Here is an 18672-nt window from a genome sequence, read left to right as displayed (position 1 = left end):
TCAGCGTGCCAGCTATTGCTGGCGGTGGTCTGGCTTGGTGGAGGCCGCTACTGCTGTGCTGCTAGGGGAGCAGCGCTCATCGCACTCGGCTACCTCTTGCCACTCCTCAGCGTGGATTAGGAACGCGCTGGCGCTGGCAAGGTTAATTATGATCGCGATGGATCCCGGGCTGGTATCGAGGGTGTGGCTCAATGTATTGCATGTATTGCGTCAGTTCCCAGTTGGCATGCGCAGCCCCGGGGCGTCGTTAGTGTTCAGCGTCGTTGTAGTCGCAGCCAACGTGGAACTAGACATTGCGTTCATTCGCGGAGTTACTAGCTTTCCGAAGATCGGTTTGGTGGGAATCGTTTTGGCCACAACGCTTGTGCAGGTTTTCACGGTTGGTGTGTATTACACTTTGCTGCCTCGGGACGATCAACTTGCCTCGTTACTAGCGGTAGATGGCTGGAATGCCCACATTGCAACGGCTCGTAAGATTTTACTTCTCGGCTCCCTATCTCGTTGACTTACAGCTCAGACCCGGTTTCACCTCCCTAACTGTGGTGATGAGGGTCTCAGGCCTCGTTATGCTGGCCGCGTTTAATTTGGTTACTTAATTTTACACGCATCGTCTTCCAAATCAGCATCGGTTTGTCTCAGGCATCGTCAATTCCGATCAGCCGTGTTCTTGGCCAAGGCAACCGAGAGCGGGTCCACCAGGTTGCTGCAGTTGTGTTGGTTTTTGGTGCGATCACCACGGTCACAATCGGAATGCTTTACTTGACAACACCAATCTGGATGCTGCGGCCATTTCTCGATCCTGTTGCAGCCTAGGCCATGATGTTGCTGTCCAAGTTTTCCTATTCTTTGCCCATAGCCTAGCCAAGGGTGGTATTCATGCAAAACGTTGCTGTCGGGTTGCTCTGGGGGATCGGGATCACTTGGACGGGAGTACGAGCATCCACGATCAGATATTGGGTGATCGGATTACCGATGACGCTATTGTTGGTTTTTCGGCGGGCGGTGTACCCCCAGGGTATGGATCGGGGGCAGCACAGGCTTTGTAGCTACCGCAGCGCTGCTGCTACGCAAGTTCCGTAGAGAACTTGGCCCGGACCCGGCCTGATTGCCGGGCGTTTCTCGTGTCGCTCTACAGCGTGCATCGCCCCTGGCTAAGGTGAGTGCTGTGGCCCAGATCGCGCCGCTACGCGTGCAACTAATTGCCAAGACTGAGTTTCTGGCGCCTCCTGACGTGTCGTGGACTACCGACGCCGACGGTGGTTCCGCGCTGGTCGAATTCGCCGGTCGCGCCTGTTATCAGAGCTGGTCGAAGCCCAATCCCCGGACCGCGACCAACGCCGCGTACATTAAACACATCATTGACGTCGGGCATGTTGCGGTGCTCGAGCATGCCAGCGTTTCGTTCTATATCAGCGGCATCTCGCGATCATGCACTCACGAGCTGATCCGACATCGGCATTTCTCCTACTCTCAGCTGTCGCAGCGCTACGTGCCGGAAAAGGATGCCCAGGTCGTTGTGCCACCGGACATGGAGGATGACGACGAACTTCAACAGATTCTGATTGCGGCCGTAGAGGCCAGCCGGGCCACCTACACTGAACTGCTGGTCAAGCTGAACGCCAAGTTAATGGCCGGTGAGCTCGGCGGGAATAGGGCGGTGTTGCGGCGCAAGCAAGCTCGCCAAGCTGCCCACGCGGTGCTGCCCAACGCCAACGAGACCCGGATCGTTGTGACCGGGAACTACCGGGCATGGCGGCACTTCATCGCCATGCGGGCCAGCGAGCACGCCGACGTCGAAATCCGGCGGCTGGCCATTGTCTGCCTGCGCCGGCTCGTCGACGTTGCGCCCGCAGTATTCGCTGATTTCGAGATCACCGCACTTGCTGATGGTACTGAGGTCGCAACTAGTCCTTTAGCCACCGAAGCTTGATTCCTAGGGCCGTCGCCAGCGTCCGTGGAGGTACAACTCAGGCGGCGTGTTGCTGGACAAACACGCGCCCTTGCGCGGTTGCTGAAAGCTTGGCATCGCCAGGTAACCTGTGGCCGTGACCACTGTCGGATTCGACGTCCCCGCACGTTTGGGGACCCTGCTTACTGCGATGGTGACACCGTTTGACGCTGATGGTTCTGTTGACACTGCGGCTGCGACGCGGCTGGCGAACCGCCTGGTCGACGCGGGTTGTGATGGTCTGGTGCTCTCGGGCACCACCGGCGAGTCGCCGACCACTACTGACGACGAGAAACTCCAACTGTTGCGTGTCGTACTTGAGGCGGTAGGTGACCGAGCTAGAGTCATCGCCGGCGCAGGTAGTTATGACACAGCTCATAGTGTCCGACTCGTCAAGGCCTGTGCGGGTGAGGGCGCGCACGGACTTCTGGTGGTTACCCCTTACTACTCGAAGCCGCCGCAGACCGGGCTGTTTGCGCACTTCACCGCTGTGGCCGACGCGACTGAGCTACCAGTGTTGCTCTACGACATTCCCGGGCGGTCGGTCGTGCCGATCGAGCCTGACACGATTCGCGCGCTGGCGTCGCATCCCAACATCGTCGGAGTCAAAGAGGCCAAGGCTGATTTATACAGCGGTGCCCGGATCATGGCTGACACCGGCCTGGCCTACTATTCCGGCGACGACGCACTGAACCTGCCCTGGCTGGCGGTGGGTGCCATCGGCTTCATCAGTGTGATTTCTCATCTAGCCGCAGGACAGCTTCGAGAGCTGTTATCCGCTTTTGGTTCTGGGGATATTACCACTGCCCGAAAGATCAACGTCGCGATCGGCCCGCTGTGCAGCGCGATGGACCGCTTGGGTGGGGTGACGATGTCCAAGGCAGGTCTGCGGCTTCAGGGTATCGACGTCGGTGATCCGCGGTTGCCGCAGATGCCGGCAACAGCGGAGCAGATCGATGAGTTGGCTGTCGATATGCGTGCAGCCTCGGTGCTTAGGTGAACTAAAAGGTGGCTAACAAGTGGATGTAGCCCTGGCCCCGCCAGGTCCGCTGGCCTCAGGTGGGTTGAGGGTTACAGCGTTGGGAGGCATCAGCGAAATCGGCCGCAATATGACGATTTTCGAGCATCTGGGCCGGTTGCTGATCATCGACTGCGGCGTGCTGTTCCCCGGCCACGACGAGCCCGGTGTCGACCTGATCCTGCCGGACCTGCGCCATATCGAAGACCGGCTCGACGATATCGAGGCGCTCGTGTTGACACACGCGCACGAGGATCACATCGGCGCAATCCCGTTCTTGCTCAAGTTGCGGTCTGATATCCCGGTAGTCGGCTCGAAGTTCACCTTGGCCTTGGTCGCCGCGAAATGCCGTGAACACCGCATCAAACCGGTGTTTGTCGAAGTCGTCGGGGGGCAGAGCTCTCGGCACGGTGTGTTCGAGTGCGAGTATTTCGCCGTCAACCATTCCATACCGGACGCACTTACTATCGCGGTCTACACGGGCGCGGGAACGGTATTGCACACCGGAGACATCAAGCTCGATCAATTGCCGCTCGACGGCCGCCCTACCGACTTGCCAGGCATGTCCCGGCTGGGTGACGCTGGTGTAGACCTTTTCCTGTGCGACTCAACCAATGCCGAGATACCCGGCGTCGGGCCTAGTGAAAGCGAGGTGGGTCCGACACTGCATAGGCTGATTCAGGGGGCTGATGGCCGTGTCATCGTGGCGTGTTTTGCTTCCAATGTGGACCGGGTGCAGCAGGTTATAGATGCTGCAGTGGCATTGGGCCGGCGGGTGTCGTTCGTCGGACGGTCGATGGTCCGCAATATGAGCATCGCGCGTGACCTCGGATTTCTACGAGTAGACGATTCCCATATGATTGACATCGCCGCTGCCGAGATGATGGCACCAGAACAGGTAGTGTTGATTACCACTGGCACCCAAGGTGAGCCGATGTCGGCGTTGTCGCGGATGTCACGCGGCGAGCATCAGAGCATCACGCTGACCTCGGGTGACCTCGTCGTGTTGTCATCATCGCTGATCCCTGGCAACGAGGAGGCGGTCTACGGTGTCATCGACGCGCTCGCCAAGATTGGAGCTCGAGTTGTCACCAATGCCCAAGCCCGGGTCCATGTTTCGGGCCACGCCTACGCTGGTGAGCTGCTGTTCTTGTACAACGGCGTGCGGCCGCGTCAGGTTATGCCGGTGCACGGTACTTGGCGGATGCTTCGCGCTAACGCTAAGCTGGCTGCCAGCACCGGGGTGCCGGAGGATTCAATCTTGATCGCCGAGAACGGCGTCAGTGTCGACCTGGTTGCTGGTAAGGCGTCGGTCTCCGGAGCGGTGCCGGTCGGCAAGATGTTTGTCGATGGGCTGATTACCGGCGATGTCGGCGATGTTATCCTGGGTGAGCGGCTTATCTTGTCGTCGGGTTTTGTCGCGGTCACGGTGGTGGTGAAGCGCAGCACTGGGCGTCCAGTTACTGTGCCGCAACTGTATTCACGAGGATTTTCCGAAGACCCCAAAGCGCTTGAGCCTGCAGTTCGCAAGGTCGAGGCAGAGCTGGAGTCGCTGCTCGCCGAGAACGTGACCGACCCGAGCAAGATCGCCCAGGCCGTGCGCCGCGCCATTGGCAAATGGGTAGGTGAAACCTACCGTCGGCAGCCGATGATCGTGCCGACGGTGATCGAGGTTTGAGGTTATCTGGGCGCGCACTATTGAATTGTACTTTGTGTGCATGTTCTGTTGTGGGGGTGGAGTAAAGGGTGGTGGGTCAGTGTATTGGCGGGTCGGTGCGTCAGGTCGCAAAGGTCGGTATCGATGCCGTGGTGATGCGGGTATGAGAGTCGTTTCGAGGTCTTGGTCTCACGCTGGGGTTGTACAGCGATTCTGTGGTAGGGCGTTGTCTTGTGGTTGATCATGGCCGCAGTGATCACATCAGTGCTGTGGTCCTTGGATAGGTGTAGCAGCTGCACGAATCCGCTACTTGTGTTCGGCCAGGGCGCCGATTTGGGGGTCTAATTTTTGCCGATGATTACATCATCCGCCCAATGCTATGAGGTTAGAGCACCACACGGTCGTGTAGTTTTCGCGGGACGTGCACTGGTGGTGGCCATACCTAGAGAATAATGGTGGTGCCCGGTTTTAGCGTGCTGTGCCCTCAGCGTGCGGAACATCCACCCAGTGCGCACATGTTGGTTGAGCTTGGACTCGATGTTGAAGTGTTTTATAGGACACCTGCATCTTTCGGGCCGGTCGGGATAGGTTTTGGGCCAACACCCCCACAATTTGTTCGGGACTGTACTTCTTGGCCAGCACACATGTCTATCTCCGTACGCAGCTGCCCACAACGCTCACCTTGCCGGCCTTTAAAGCCACTGGGCCCACTGCTCACTGCATAGCTAAGCAATACAAGCTCAGTAACCCGATTGAGCGTCTTAGCCAGCATAGTTGGTGTCGAATCAGTGCAACCCCCAAAGCAACCCGCAAACACGCGGGCCCCACCCTTGCTGGTGATCTCACGCACGATCCCCACCCCCACCCAACCCAAACGAACGGTTAACGATCGATCACATCAACTCACAACACTGCAACACACCGCCACCCTTTACTCCACCCCCACAACAGAACATGCACACAAAGTACAATTCAACCCCGAGAGAGCGCTACGCCTACTTCAACAGGGCGGGAAGCCGCTGCAGCAGTCCTGGCAATGCCTGACTTGCAGTCTCACGAATGCTGATCGTGGCGTTCTTGGTGAGCGGTGTGGGCTCGGGATTAACTTCGATCACAACCGCACCACGTGACAGTGCCAGCTCGGGTAGCCCGGCCGCCGGGTAGACGATCGCGGATGTCCCCACCACCACCATGACGTCGGTGGTTTCGGTCGCCTCCACTGCGCGTCGCCACGGCTCATCGGGTAATGGCTCACCGAACCACACGATGGCAGGCCGGATCAGACCGCCGCAGTAGCAGACCGGTGGGTCCACCTCTAGTACGGGTTCGGGCATATCGGGAAGTGCACCGGTGTAGGCCACATTGCAGCGGGCACAATGAAATTTGAAAAGGCTGCCGTGCAGATGGTGCACCGGCGTGCTGCCGGCGCGCTCGTGCAAATCGTCAACATTTTGGGTGATGACGCTAACCTCGATCTGCTCCTGCCAGGCGGCTATAGCGCGGTGGCCATCGTTGGGTTTGACGTTGGCTACCAGGTAGTGGCGCCACAAGTACCACCCCCAGACCCGCTCAGGGTTGCGCTGCCAGCCTTGCGTGCTGGACAGCTGGTAAGGATCGAAGCGTGCCCACAATCCATTCTTGTCGTCGCGGAATGTCGGCACGTCGCTTTCCGCGGAGATACCCGCGCCGCTAAGCACTACCACCCGCATGCTATAAAGATAGCCGGGCTTGGGAGATACTGGATGGGTGGGTGGAGCGGCGGGATCGACGTAAAGGCGGGCAAACCGTTGTTCGACCAGCTCAAAAACCAGGTGATCGACGGAGCCCGGGCTGGTGTGTTGCTGTCCGACACCCGCCTTCCGACGGTATGCGATCTGGCCGGTCAATTCGGTGTAGCCGGCTACCATTGTGGCCCGCGCTTACCGTGAGCTGGAGTCGGCGGCGATTGTTGAAACACGAGGGTGTTTCGGCACGTTTATTTCCCGCTTCGATCCGACCGACGCTGCGGTGGCGGCTGCTACCCGCCGACTATGTCGAAGTGGCTCGAGTGGTGGGGCTGATCACGTACGATGCTATTCGCGATCTCACTAACGTGCCCGATGACTGAGGCCAGTGTCAGCCGTGCTTCCTTGGCTGGCAGCAGGTACATCTCTTGGCGCATTGGGGAATCTAGCTGGAACGAGCGATTTCTCGGATTCTAGATGCGTCCAGCAGTCGGTAGCAGATGAACTGGTATCCTAACGATACTAGCCGTTAGGAATGGTTTCGTTCAGCCGTGGATTGGTCGGTAGGCTCTAGCCGGTGCCACCACGGTGGCCGACGGGCCCCTAGCCTGGCTTGGCCTCGCAACATGTTAGCTCGTATGCGCAGATTACGAATTGTGGTCAACGACTTGTAGCGCGGGTTGCCCATCATCTTGACGATGGTGCTGTTCAGGGTACCCCCCTTGGGAACTTGCCAGTAGATGACGCTGTCACCGCGGCCGAATTGCTGGTCCGGGCTCAAGTATTGTGGTCGGCGAGTGAGATTAATTCATTGTAGCATCGGCTCGTTGGCGGCCAACCTGATGTAGGACTAGTACCCGCCGACCTTGGTGTTCGCAAGAGTAAGTTTCGAAAATGGTCCACATGGTAGGCAATGTCGTAGACCAACACTCAGTCTTGACAACCGAATTGCTTGCGTAAGGTGGCTTCGGCCTTCTTTCGCACAGCGGCAACCTCTAAGGACGACTGAAGCAGCACGTTGCTGCTGCTCAAAATGGTGCGTACATTGGCAAATTCGGTGTTCGTCAGCACGGTGGCCATCTCGGCCATTGTCAGATTGACGTGGCCGACATTGATATCGTGAAGGAACGCTGCGGCGTGGGTCATGATCCGCAATATTCATTAGGCCACCGGGCGGCTATGCGTTTCGGGGCCAGCTTGTTACGTGTGCGACGTAGGCTTTATGGCATGGGAAGCCAAGTCTTCGACGACAAGCTGCTGGCTGTGATCAGTGGGAACTCCATCGGGGTGCTGGCCACTATCAAACGTGACGGGCGTCCCCAATTGTCGAACGTGCAGTATCACTTCGATCCGCGTGACTTAGCAGTTCGGGTCTCGATCACCGAGCCAGGGGTTAAGACTCGTAACCTGCGCCGGGACCCACGTGCTTCGATCCTGGTCGATGTCGACGACGGATGGTCATATGCCGTCGCTGAGGGCACAGCGGAGCTGACGCCACCCGCGGCCGCACCCGATGATGACACCGTCGAGGCGTTGATTGTTTTATATCGAAACATCGTCGGTGAGCATCTGGACTGGGACGAATATCGACAGGCGATGGTGACCGATCGACGGGTGTTGCTGACGTTGCCGATCTTACACGTGTATGGTTTGCCTCCAGGAATACGGTAGTGGTTAGGCTGCTCTTATAGCTGAATAGAACTATCCGTAAGATAGATGCCAAGTCTTCTGGGTTGTCGGATTCAGCGGATGACACCAAGTGCAAGGTCCGTGAATCCCTGGGGACTGCAAGGTGACGCAATATTTAAGCGGATCCGACCACGAGGACGGCGGCGGCAAGCTGTCACGGGCTCATGGTCTGGTGGAGAATTGCCGGGAGTGACCTGATAACTCGTCGTCGGGTCATAGTCATTGGCTGATGAAGCATTTCGTCAGGTTGTCGCTGACGTGTTAGCCGAGTTGGTGAAAAGTGTTTTTAAAAAAAGTAATTCGTCTAACTTGAGACCATTCCGAAACTGGCTTACTGGGCCATCTTGAACCTGGGATGTCATTCGCCTCTAATGTCAGGTGCTTTGCATACGACTCTAAAAAGATCTGAGTGCCGAAACTACAGCTTGTCTAAAATCCGTCCTCCGAATCGCTCTTGGACAGCTAACCCCTTCGCGTTGCCATCGGTACATGCTGATCGAGCAGCATGTACCGATGGCAACAGCCTGCGCGGGACCCAAGAAGATCGTTGATCGGATGGGCGGTTTTGACTTCCGCGACATCGCCGACTATGACCCGGACAAGTTCGCCGCGCTGTACTCAGAAAAACCTGGGATACACTATATTTTTTGGGATCAATGGCCAAGTATCCAGGTCCTTACGCATTGTGGACGGCCGGTGAGCTCGATAACAGCGAGCTACTAAGGCGGTTCAAGAGGTTACCCGGTTTTGGCGGACAGTAAAGTGCAGATCTTTCTGATGTTGCTTAGCAAGCAGTACGGCGTGACACCGAAAGGCTGGCGGGCGGTTGTCGGCGGGTCCGACCAACCCGGTATGGCGACAATATCTGTCGTCGATATCGTCGACGCCTGTTCGCTCGTGCAGGTGCGATCGCATAAGAAGCAGATGAATATCGGCAGCGAAGGTAAAGCGGAAACAGGAAGATTCCACATAACGTGCCCTTGAGGTCAAGCTATCATAGGTAAGGACGAAGACGAACTAGTCCGAACTCACCCAGATTCACTTGGTGAGTGTGTACCCGGGCTAGGTAGTAGTACGAGCGCGATGCGATTTGTTCATGGCCTACGGACTCTATGCCGTAAGCGACGTGTATTTGCGCGCGCTCGCGGCTTCAGAACGTTACGGCACCACCGTGGAGCCGATCGTGGGCATGAACTGGCATTGTTTTTCTTTGGTGGTGACCTGCCCGAAGATCGTAGACATAATGCTGCCTGAGCCGGTGTCGGCGATTACGGTCAACGTTGTTGGCCCTTCCGGATTTATGTCTGGGCGTGGCTTGAGCGTAGCGCTCCCAGACTTGCCGGTGGTCAGGTTCACCCAGGTGACGTTCAATGGTAACTTCTGGACATCGGCGGGTCCAGGCGTTCCGACAGCGGTAAACACATAGGCGGCCTGACCGGGACCGGGACCGGGCAGTGGGATCTTCGCCGGCCCTGCCACTGACAGTGCTGTCGCAATCGAGCTACTGCCGTCTGCAAGGCAATTGGTGCTGATCGAGGGATATATGAAGTCCTGCGTCGGTGGGGCGTCTGGCCCAAAACCCGGGGTCGTCGCAGGCAGTTCCGGAGTGGTCGGTGCAGGTGATGCTACCGGCGTGGGTGGGGCAGCGGTCCGGTTAGTGGGGCTTCCGGGTGTCGGCGTTGCAGCGGTCGCCGGGCCGGCCGCGTGAACTGGATCAATACCCGTAGGCAGGTGTGCCTGGGCGCCGGGCTCCGCACCTGCCGATGGTAGGTGAGGCACCAGGACGACGTCCAACGGGGTGATGCCATTGGCCGCTGGAGCGGGTACGCCCGAAGTGGGTATGTCCAGGGCCGAAGCCCCGGGATTCGGATTGTTCGGCTCCTGCATGAACTGGCTTACCGACGTGGCCAGGTTCTTGGACGCGATGGGTGCAGTCGGATTCTGGGTGAGTGCTGACACCGCCTCCATGAGCAGCTGTGTCGCTTGCTGAGGGTTGTTGGCTGCTTGCTGGACTATCGGACTCAACTGAGCCAACGCGGGCAGACCCGGTAGTTGTTGGGTGGGGTTTGGCGGTGTGCCGTAGGGGTTGGCCGGGTCGGCTGCTGCATTCTGGCACAGCCCGAACGCGGCAGTCGATGCCGTGACGACGGCGACCAAACCCTTGGGTAGATTCCAAGCGCTTGTCACGAATCCTCCGGTCTTCAATGGTGGGTTAGCCGTCTAACTGGCTGCTTACGGCAGGGCGGACAGTAGCGTCGGAGCCGCGACCGGCGCGGCTGCGGCTGATGCGCTCGAGGCGAGTGCCTGTAGGTCACCTGGCAGTGAAATTTGCGGTGGTACACTAACAGGCAAGAATGGCATCGCCGGCATATCAACCCTGGCTTGCGGGAACCCCGGAGTGGACGCCGGCAATCCCGGGGTTGTTGGGGTGTTGGATATTGCTGGTGCCATGATCCCGGGAAGGGACGGGAGTGTCGCCGCGGAGGAGGTGGGTACGGTCGCCGCGGCCGGGGTCAGTCCGGGAAAGCTGATCCCGGGAGCCGACGGCGTGACCGGCGGGGTGGCGCCCAGTGCCGTCGCCAGGTTTTGCAGAATTTGCGGCGCGTTGGCCGCCGAACTGATCAACTGTTGCGGAATGTTCAATGCAGGTGCAGGTGCAGGTGCAGGTGCAGGTGCAGGTGCAGGTGCCGTGTCGGCGTGAGCGATACCGCCCGTTAGTAGTGCAGCGGATGAACCGACAACGATGGCGGTGGCGCGCAAGTAGGTCCAGATGGTTGCCATGACTCTCCCTGGTGATTGACGACAGGTCCGGACCCGAAACTACTTTGATACGTATGTGACTCAAGTGACATATGTGGTATTTATTCGATCGTTACCCAGATGAGTGGTGGCAGTGATCATGGCAAAGGCGTTTGCCGCGGTCGCTAGAGTCGGGCAGATAGACACCACCACCACTAACACCACAGCCGCCGCGTCGGCACCCCGCGTCCGACGGCTGACGAGCCGGTTGAATGCTGCCGCGCCGTTACTGTTGGTCTTCAGCGTCGCGGTGCGACTGGCTTGGACCTACCTGGCACCCAACGGAGCAAACTTCGTTGACCTGCACGTTTACCTGGGTGGCGCGGCTACGATCGACCATCCCGGCACCTTGTACCGTTACGTGTACGTCGACCAGACACCGGACTTCCCGCTCCCGTTTACCTATCCGCCGTTTGCAGCAGTGGTCTTCTACCCGCTGCATTTGTTGCCGTTTGCTCTGGTGGCGTTTCTGTGGCAAATCACCACGATCGCTGCATTGTATGGCGCGGTTCGGATCAGCCAGCGCTTACTGGGTGTTTCCTCCCATACCGGTCACCGCGTTGCGCTGTTGTGGACGGCGATCGCCATCTGGATCGAGCCTCTGCGCAGCGCCTTCGACTACGGGCAGATCAATGTGCTGCCAATGCTGGGGGTGCTGTGGGCGGTCTACACCACGCGTAACTGGCTATCGGGGTTGCTGGTCGGTGTGGCGGGCGGAATCAAGTTAACGCCGGCGATCGCAGCTGTCTATTTCCTCGGGGCCCGACGCGTTCGCGCAGCAGCGTTGTCGGCGGCCGTGTTTGGTGCCACCGTCGCGGTGTCGGCTCTCGTCGTTGGTGATCAGGCTCGTTACTACTTCACTGAGCTGCTGGGCGACGCGCATCGAGTTGGTCCTATCGCCACCTCGTTCAATCAATCGTGGCGCGGCGGCATCTCGCGGATCATGGGCTACGACGCTGGGTTGGGCCCGTTGGTCCTCGCTGCGATCGCCATCACCGCTGTAGTGGCGGTTGTTGCTTGGCGAGCGCTCGATCGGCCCGACCGACTGGGCAAATTGCTGGTGGTCGAGTTGTTCGGACTGCTGCTTTCGCCGATTTCCTGGACTCATCACTGGGTGTGGCTGGTGCCTCTGATGATCTGGCTGATTCACGGGCCGCTGGGCGAGCGCCCCGGTGCCCAGATTGTGGGTTGGGGCTGGTTGGCGCTGAGTGTCGTCGGCGTGCCGTGGTTGCTCAGTTTTGCTCAACCGACCATCTGGCAATTAGGCAGACCGTGGTATCTGGCGTGGGGCGGCCTGGTCTATATCGTGGTGGCGCTGGTGACGTTGATCTGGATTGTCGTCATCGGGAAACACCCTGTAGTGGCTAGTCCCCGATGAGCCTGTCGATATCGCGTGCCATCGTGATGTCCTTCTTGGTGATGCCATCGGCATAATGTGTCACTAGAATGAACGTAACTGTCCGATAACGGATATCGATATCTGGGTGATGATCTTTGGTTTCGGCGTGCTCGGCTACCCGACATACAGCGTCGATGCCGGCGAGAAACGTCGGAAATTTGATCGAGCGGCACAGTGCGCCGTCGGTATGCTTCCAGTCGTTGAGGTCGAGCAGTGCCGCGTCTACTTGCTCATCAGTTAGCACAGTCATATATCGATGATATGCGGTTACTGGCCTGTCGAGGTAGATCGTTGTTGCTGGGGGTGGTAGTTTTGCAGCACAATGGTTTTGGTTCCCCAAGGGGTTCGATAGGGGTTCGATCGCCGTAGCTGACGGACCGTTGGGAGCTATCTGGTGGCAAGGTTGTGGCCCGGGCTGCACTGGGCGTGAGGCAATGGCTGAGGAGGCTGGGCCTTGAAATCAGTGACATCGCAATAGGTGACTCGCTATGTTCCGAGCCACGACGACGCTGCGGGCCTATCGCGTGCTTCTGCTTGTAGGCTCCATCGTACCTGCGTGACCACCGCACGTTGCGTTGGGTTATGGTGGCGGAGCTGGACGATGTGGACTGGGTGCCGGCAGATTGGGGTTGGCTATCCGACTTGTCTAGGGTTCCTTGAGCGAGTACCGGGAAAGTCAGCAGTCGTTATTCAACTAACGCACAGCGATATACGAAGCTAACCGACGTTAACTGGACAGTAATAACGTCACAACACCTTAACCTGGATTTGTATGCCGGTAATGATTCCGATGATTATTTGGATGGCGTGGTCAACGGCTTCTGTGCCGGGAGGCGTATCTACATGCGGAAAACCCGACGTTGATGACACGCTATTCTGTTAACTAGGTCGTGTGTCGTAGGTGCGATCAGCCGGGTACTGCAACCTATGCTGGTGAATGGTTGGGGATCCGCGCTTGGGTCGCGAGGCATATCATGATGCCGACGGGGCTGGGATCAGGCGGGTGGATCGATGGGGTCACTGCCGAGCAGTTAACTAGTACGAGGTACGACACGAGTGACAAGGAGGGTCATCCGTGTGACTGTCACACCTCACCTTGGCGGAAAGCTTGAAAACTACTGGAACGCAGCGGCCGCTTCATTGACTTTTAGGTGAGTTCTCTGTCGATCTGCGCATCGCCACCCGACGCAGTGGCCGCGAAGGTAACAAGCTTATACCGCGACCGGGCGGAGGCCCGACAAGGGGTCCGGTCCACCTGCGGGGTCAACTGCATCGGATCGTGATTGTGGAAGATCTTATGTCAAAGACGGGATCATCACCTGGGAAACTCAGTAAACAGGCTATCCGTCTATGTCCCCAGTCTGGCCTCAACACGAGCTGTGGTGGTTGCCCCCGCGGTGCGTCTTTCTCCTGGTAGAAGCACTTCGCCTGCCTGGGCAGGCTACCGCGTATGCCTGCGGCGTGCTGGTCGAAATGCTCCGCGACGCCAAAGCCTGGCTTAAAAAACCCGTGCTAGCGTGGGTCGATATCCAAGCCGATCTTGAGTGTTGCCGCCGCTATCAGCAGGCTCGGGGTAAAATGGGGCTAGTGCAGGTGAGCTGAGGCCAGCGAGATGATCGTTGCGATCTACGTGCACACCATTAAGGCTTATGATCCGGACGGACCGGGTCGCTGGATTTGTGCCGATCCTGTCGATGTCGCTGTTCAAGCATGTCACGGGATCGCGGTGTGTTGAGCTGATCGGTGGTGTGATTACGTCTTTCTAGGGCTAATACGCCGACTTGCCGGTGGCTTCGCAGCAGGTATTCGGCGACTACACTGATGTCCCCGAATCCGGAGATTGTTGGTAAGCTTCGTATTTGGTCATGTGGGCCTCCAATGCCCCGATCACTCGTACGTCCGACACACACACTGGATGCACTGGATGGCTGAAGCCCGCTACCGTTGCATTAAAATCGTTATGGTTAAGCGTCGGATTACGCCGACAACACAAAATTTTTTCCTACGAGTGTATGCGATGCTCAGCTGGAACCGATGTGTCGTTAGTCGTGGAAATGGGTGACGTGATTCTGTTGTAATGCTATGTAGACAAACAGGTTCTGTTCTCCGTTGGCCTATGTTCGCCACTGCACTGACCTGCTCTTCCCGATCACACCGGAGAAGTCCGGTGATTCGTTGGTGTTTGGAAAATTATTGAAAGCGGACGATATTGGTGATGCAGTCGAGAATTTGGTATTCAAAACCGCATTTCTGGGTGGAGTTACCTACACTGTCGTTGTGCCACAGGGCTCACCGGGTTCCTTTTCGGCGAGGATGGTCTCGGCAAGTGGACTAACGACTTGGGTTCGGGTGTTACCCGCGTTGAGCGTTACCGGTACAGATGAAGCAGAACTGGTTGATCTGCCCAGCTTTGACACCGTCTACGGCGATTGTGAGGCTGTGTCGTGTGGTGTCCCGGTATATCGGGTCGGCAAGTGTCGTGGTGTGTACGGTGTTCGATCTCATGCTGGACCATTCCGGGGTGGTGCGCCTGGTGTTACTCGGCGAGTGGTTCACCGGTTAAGGCCATCCCACCCAACAGAACATCCCGGCTTGGCAGGAAGCGATCATCGGGATCCCGGTTCAGTAGGCTACCCGGATCTCTAAGGACTTTGCCCGCAAAGCAGAGGAATCCGCGGGCGACTCATGGTCATCATGGGCTGCGGCATCTGCCACTGGTAGTCACAAGCGACGCTATCTACCGGATCGGTGCTGAAGCTGCTGGCTGACCGGCTCGATGGGACACAACGGCGGCTGGGGTCCACTATGTCGGTCAGGAAAAGGTGCGTCCGCTAACCGGATGGCCGACCATGACCAATTTACCGACTGGGTGCGGTCGCCGCGACAGGTACCTGCCGCCTCGTAATGGTATGCGCACACTGATCAGTGGCGCATCGATATTTTCGATGCTGATCGACTAGTCAGCTAGGTCGGATCGCGGCAGGTTAACCGGCAAGCACACGATAGCTTTGCTGACCTTGGCGACGGCGATAGGTTGGAGCGTGCTTTACTCTCAATTCCACGGTTCTGCTCCTCCACGTTGCCCAGGAGGCACAGGCCGCGGGGTGCGATGCTGCTGACTACGTTGCCGAACAACTCGTTTAGCGCAAGCTTGCGATCACCGACTCCCATAACCCGGTCAACTTGCCGCGGATGCTCACTGTCTGGCAAGACAACGTGATCGGTTCGTCGGGCAAGGGCAGCGAGTACTTCCTAAGGAATATGCTCAAGTCGACTTCAACGTTCAGGCTTAACCTCTGGACGACGGCATGCTAGAAGGCAAGCGTGACCTGATGATGTTGATCGACTTACGAATGACGTCGACGACGTTGGTGTCCGACGTAGTACTGTCCGCCGGGATTTGGTACGAGAAGAACGACCTGTCCAGCACTGATATGCACCCATATGTGCACGTGTTCACCTCGGTGATTGACCCGCCCTGGAAAACTCGTTCGGACTTCCACGCATTAGCTACTATTGCCCGCGCTTTCAGCGCGATGGTCAAGCGTCATCTTTGGTACTTGCCGCGATGTCGTGCTGGCCGTGCTGTTAAATGACCATCCGGACGCTATGGCGTGTCCGGATGGTAACGAATGTGATTGGCTGCGTACCGGACAGGTGCCAGTGCCGGGTACGTCGATGAGCAAGCTCACTGACGTGGAGCGTTACTATTCCGCGACTTACGACAAGTGGGTGACGCTGAGACCGCTCATCGACCAGGTCGGTGGGCGTCAAGGGCTCTATTTTCATCCTTTCCGTGAGATCAGCGAAATTGGCTGCCAAATTTGGATTGAGAAAGTCCGGTGCAACAGTTGGCTGTTCGGCGACCATCACGGTCAGTCGAATGGCCGACGTGATACTGGCTTTGTCTTATACACGTACAACGCCCGAGTAGCTGTCAAGGGCTTCCTAGAATTCGGCAAGCGCACCTTACGACGGTTGGCTCATCGGGCCGAGGGCAGTGAGGAAAAGCGTATCACCTACGTCGAGATTCAGGTGCGTTTGGTTCCAGGTGGTTACCAGTCCAGAGTGATCTGGCCGGTGAGTACCGGTGGCCGTCTCTACTACCCATTCATGATCACTATATAGAGCACCTCAAGTCGTTCCATACGCCGACCGGAAGCATTCGCCTCTAACTAGATTAAGGAGCTTAGCGAACAATTGCCCGTTTATCGGTGGCCTCTGGATATGGTTCGGCTGGATAACTAACCACAGTTCGGCCCAACCGATGAGAGGGCATCGGGCTCACCGCACGATACCTGACGCTGTATTAGTTAAGTGGTATTTTCTTTATGACCTACCCAGCACAACCTCTGCATGCTGCCGTTGTCTCGCGACGTCCCGACAATGTGGATGATCCCTTCAGATGCTGTGAAAATGAAAGTGCTTGATAATGATTGGGTCAAGACGGTTAACGCCAGCGGGATTTATGTGTGCCGGGTGATCGTTAGCCAACGAATGCCTAATGGTGTGGTGTTTGTTTACCACGTGCAGGAAAGCACCATCGATACACCGCGCACTGAGACCAATAATGAGCGCTGCGGCAATAACAAGGCGCTGACTGGGGTGCGAATCAAGCCCAGCCACCTGGCCGGTGGCTGCAGCCGGCATGCTTTCGGGTTCAACGTACTTGGTCCCGACGGGCAACCAGGGTGGTGAGGTGACTGTGGTGCGCAGCCGCAACCAGGCGGTGATCTACTAGTGAAGGTTATGGCGCAGATGTCCATGGTGATTAACCTCGATAAATGCATTGGCTGACATACCTGCTCGGTAACCTATAAGCAGGCGTTTACCAATCGTTACGGTAACGAATACGTGTGGTTCGACAACGTCGAAACCTGGCTGGTTGTCGGCTATCCGCGCACCTATGAGGACCAAGACTCGGTAGGGTGGGGATGGGTAAGCGGACCAGAAGGGCCGGTTGCGGCTACGCTACGGCGGCCGCTTGGCTAAGCTGTATGGATCTTAGCTAACCCCAACTGGCCCACTATCGACTACTACGAGCCGTGGACCTACGGCTACGGAAACCTGACGCAGGAACTGGCTGGGGACACCTTCCCGACGGCGCTACCGCGTAGCCTGATTACCGCCAGGCCGATGAAGGTGTCTTGAGGCTCGAACTGGGACGATAATCTCGCGGGGTAGCCGTAGATTGTGCCCCACGACTCGATCCTGAAAAGGCTTAGTGCCTGAAGTCAAGCTTAAGCTCGAATAGACCTTCATGTTCTACCTGTCGCGAATCTGCGAGCAATGCCTGAATTGTCGTGCGTGGCCTCGTGGTCCTTCGGGGAAGATGTACAAGTGCATCAAGGATGGTATTACTATCCTTGACTAGGACCGCTGCCTTGGTTCGGGGATGTGTGTCTCCAGGTGTCCTTACAAGAAGGTGTATATCTCAGCTATGAGACTGGCAAGGCCGAATAGTCCACGTTGTGCTATCCGCGCATTGCGGTCGGGTTGCTGAGGGAGGTGCGTGGGGCCAGCTACGTTGCTTCGGATGATGCTCTATGACGTCGGCCGGGCGCTCGAGGCGGCGTCAGTGGAAAACGGTAAGGAACCTGTATTTAAGATGTAACGTCCGATCTTCTTGAACCCGCGCAGTCCCGACGCGATTGCCGGTACGTGGGTCAAGCCTATCTTGGCCGAGTGGATCGAGATTGCCCGGCGGTCACTGGTATACGCAGTGATCAACACTTACCTTCTGGCGCTTTTACTGCACTCGGAGTACCGGGCTATTCTGATAGTCTGGTGTTTTCCGCCCCTGTTATCGGTGGTCTACGCGGGTAGCCACGACGGGGAGGATCTAGGTAGCTTGTTCGGCGCGCTGGCCGCACTGCGCATCCTGATGCAGTACCTGGCCGAACTGTTTATCTCCGGTGACACCGCGGTCGTTGAACGGGTGCTTCGGGCGGTTGCCGGCGATGCGGTCCTATATGCTTGACATCAATCTGGGCTGTGCAACTCCACCGCACACATACCGCACCCTGTCGGTATGTCCGAAGAGCAGATGTATTAGATGTACCGGCTGTTGGTTATAGCGAAATATGATAGAGCGCTACGTTATTCTGACTCTGACGTTGTATGCTGCGGAGCTGCCGGTGGTGACTCATTCTGCTTGGGGCCAACGAAATTGAGGTTTTCGTTATCTTTTGACTGCGGACCGGGTATGTATGAATTCGGTCCCTTCGGTGAGGACAGCAGTGCCCCGGTTCCGGTCACCATGGAGACCTTTCATGCCTTGCAAAAAGTCAGATTGACGAAGCCGGAACGGCAGTTGGGCACGGTGAGGGCGGTCATTCCCGAGTGAACTGTTCAATTGGGGCGGCATGCCCGCAGGCCTGTATCCCGAGCCCGACACCGAAGTGGTCACATGATGATGTTGCTCAGTGTCCGGTAACG

General features: G+C 57.6%; 12 protein-coding genes and 4 pseudogenes. 11 read left to right on the top strand and 5 right to left on the bottom strand.

Annotated features, from left to right (window positions below; genetic code table 11):
- The first annotated feature begins 37 nt into the window (after nucleotides 1–37).
- The 5 genes from ML_RS07675 (at nucleotide 38) to ML_RS07655 (ending at nucleotide 4644) form a co-directional block, all read left to right on the top strand.
- The gene (locus ML_RS07675) at nucleotides 38–505 is read left to right on the top strand and encodes an MATE family efflux transporter (RefSeq protein ID WP_156511931.1); all 468 of its coding nucleotides are present in this window, start codon (nucleotides 38–40) and stop codon (nucleotides 503–505) included.
- A 125-nt stretch (nucleotides 506–630) separates the two neighbouring features.
- Nucleotides 631–813, top strand: a complete 183-nt coding sequence (locus ML_RS19070; protein WP_049769773.1) for a hypothetical protein — start codon at nucleotides 631–633, stop codon at nucleotides 811–813.
- Nucleotides 814–1165: 352 nt separating this feature from the next.
- Nucleotides 1166–1930: an FAD-dependent thymidylate synthase gene (gene thyX / locus ML_RS07665; RefSeq protein WP_010908382.1), complete on the top strand. Its 765-nt coding sequence runs from the start codon at nucleotides 1166–1168 to the stop codon at nucleotides 1928–1930.
- 115 nt (nucleotides 1931–2045) lie between these two features.
- Nucleotides 2046–2948, top strand: a complete 903-nt coding sequence (dapA, locus tag ML_RS07660; protein ID WP_010908381.1) for a 4-hydroxy-tetrahydrodipicolinate synthase — start codon at nucleotides 2046–2048, stop codon at nucleotides 2946–2948.
- Between the two features lie 19 nt (nucleotides 2949–2967).
- On the top strand, nucleotides 2968–4644 hold the full coding sequence (locus ML_RS07655; RefSeq protein ID WP_010908380.1) for a ribonuclease J: 1677 nt from the start codon (nucleotides 2968–2970) through the stop codon (nucleotides 4642–4644).
- A 974-nt stretch (nucleotides 4645–5618) separates the two neighbouring features.
- Here ML_RS07655 and ML_RS07650 read toward each other — a convergent pair.
- Complete coding sequence (locus ML_RS07650) at nucleotides 5619–6332, bottom strand: NAD-dependent deacylase (RefSeq protein WP_010908379.1); 714 nt, start codon at nucleotides 6330–6332, stop codon at nucleotides 5619–5621.
- Nucleotides 6333–6365: 33 nt separating this feature from the next.
- Here ML_RS07650 and ML_RS07645 point away from each other — a divergent pair.
- Nucleotides 6366–6730, top strand: a pseudogene (locus ML_RS07645) (GntR family transcriptional regulator).
- A 547-nt stretch (nucleotides 6731–7277) separates the two neighbouring features.
- Here the strand turns inward: ML_RS07645 and ML_RS15985 are convergent.
- Nucleotides 7278–7493: a DUF1697 domain-containing protein gene (locus tag ML_RS15985; RefSeq protein WP_064430393.1), complete on the bottom strand. Its 216-nt coding sequence runs from the start codon at nucleotides 7491–7493 to the stop codon at nucleotides 7278–7280.
- A gap of 81 nt (nucleotides 7494–7574) precedes the next feature.
- Between ML_RS15985 and ML_RS07635 the strand changes: the two genes are divergently transcribed.
- Together ML_RS07635 and ML_RS07630 are read left to right on the top strand one after the other, a co-directional pair.
- On the top strand, nucleotides 7575–8018 hold the full coding sequence (locus tag ML_RS07635) for a PPOX class F420-dependent oxidoreductase (RefSeq protein ID WP_041323864.1): 444 nt from the start codon (nucleotides 7575–7577) through the stop codon (nucleotides 8016–8018).
- Between the two features lie 472 nt (nucleotides 8019–8490).
- A pseudogene (locus ML_RS07630) lies at nucleotides 8491–9020 on the top strand (HhH-GPD-type base excision DNA repair protein).
- Between the two features lie 174 nt (nucleotides 9021–9194).
- On the opposite strand, the gene ML_RS07625 reads toward ML_RS07630, so the two are convergent.
- Both ML_RS07625 and ML_RS07620 read right to left on the bottom strand, forming a co-directional pair.
- Complete coding sequence (locus ML_RS07625) at nucleotides 9195–10223, bottom strand: Rv1157c family protein (RefSeq protein WP_172591911.1); 1029 nt, start codon at nucleotides 10221–10223, stop codon at nucleotides 9195–9197.
- A 45-nt stretch (nucleotides 10224–10268) separates the two neighbouring features.
- The gene (locus tag ML_RS07620) at nucleotides 10269–10817 is read right to left on the bottom strand and encodes a hypothetical protein (RefSeq protein ID WP_010908376.1); all 549 of its coding nucleotides are present in this window, start codon (nucleotides 10815–10817) and stop codon (nucleotides 10269–10271) included.
- A gap of 118 nt (nucleotides 10818–10935) precedes the next feature.
- Between ML_RS07620 and ML_RS07615 the strand changes: the two genes are divergently transcribed.
- Nucleotides 10936–12213: a mannosyltransferase gene (locus ML_RS07615; protein WP_041323862.1), complete on the top strand. Its 1278-nt coding sequence runs from the start codon at nucleotides 10936–10938 to the stop codon at nucleotides 12211–12213.
- On the opposite strand, the gene ML_RS07610 is transcribed toward ML_RS07615, so the two are convergent.
- Complete coding sequence (locus ML_RS07610; protein ID WP_010908374.1) at nucleotides 12200–12484, bottom strand: 4a-hydroxytetrahydrobiopterin dehydratase; 285 nt, start codon at nucleotides 12482–12484, stop codon at nucleotides 12200–12202. The genes ML_RS07615 and ML_RS07610 overlap by 14 nt on opposite strands.
- A gap of 827 nt (nucleotides 12485–13311) precedes the next feature.
- On the opposite strand from ML_RS07610, the pseudogene ML_RS07605 reads away from it, so the two are divergent.
- Nucleotides 13312–16975: pseudogene (locus ML_RS07605) on the top strand (molybdopterin-dependent oxidoreductase).
- Nucleotides 16975–18647 (top strand): annotated as a pseudogene (locus ML_RS07600) (4Fe-4S dicluster domain-containing protein). Before ML_RS07605 ends, ML_RS07600 begins: the two co-directional pseudogenes overlap by 1 nt.
- Nucleotides 18648–18672 lie beyond the last annotated feature (25 nt).

This window comes from Mycobacterium leprae TN (genome assembly GCF_000195855.1).
Lineage (GTDB): Bacteria > Actinomycetota > Actinomycetes > Mycobacteriales > Mycobacteriaceae > Mycobacterium > Mycobacterium leprae.
This window is presented reverse-complemented; position numbering and strand designations above follow the sequence as displayed.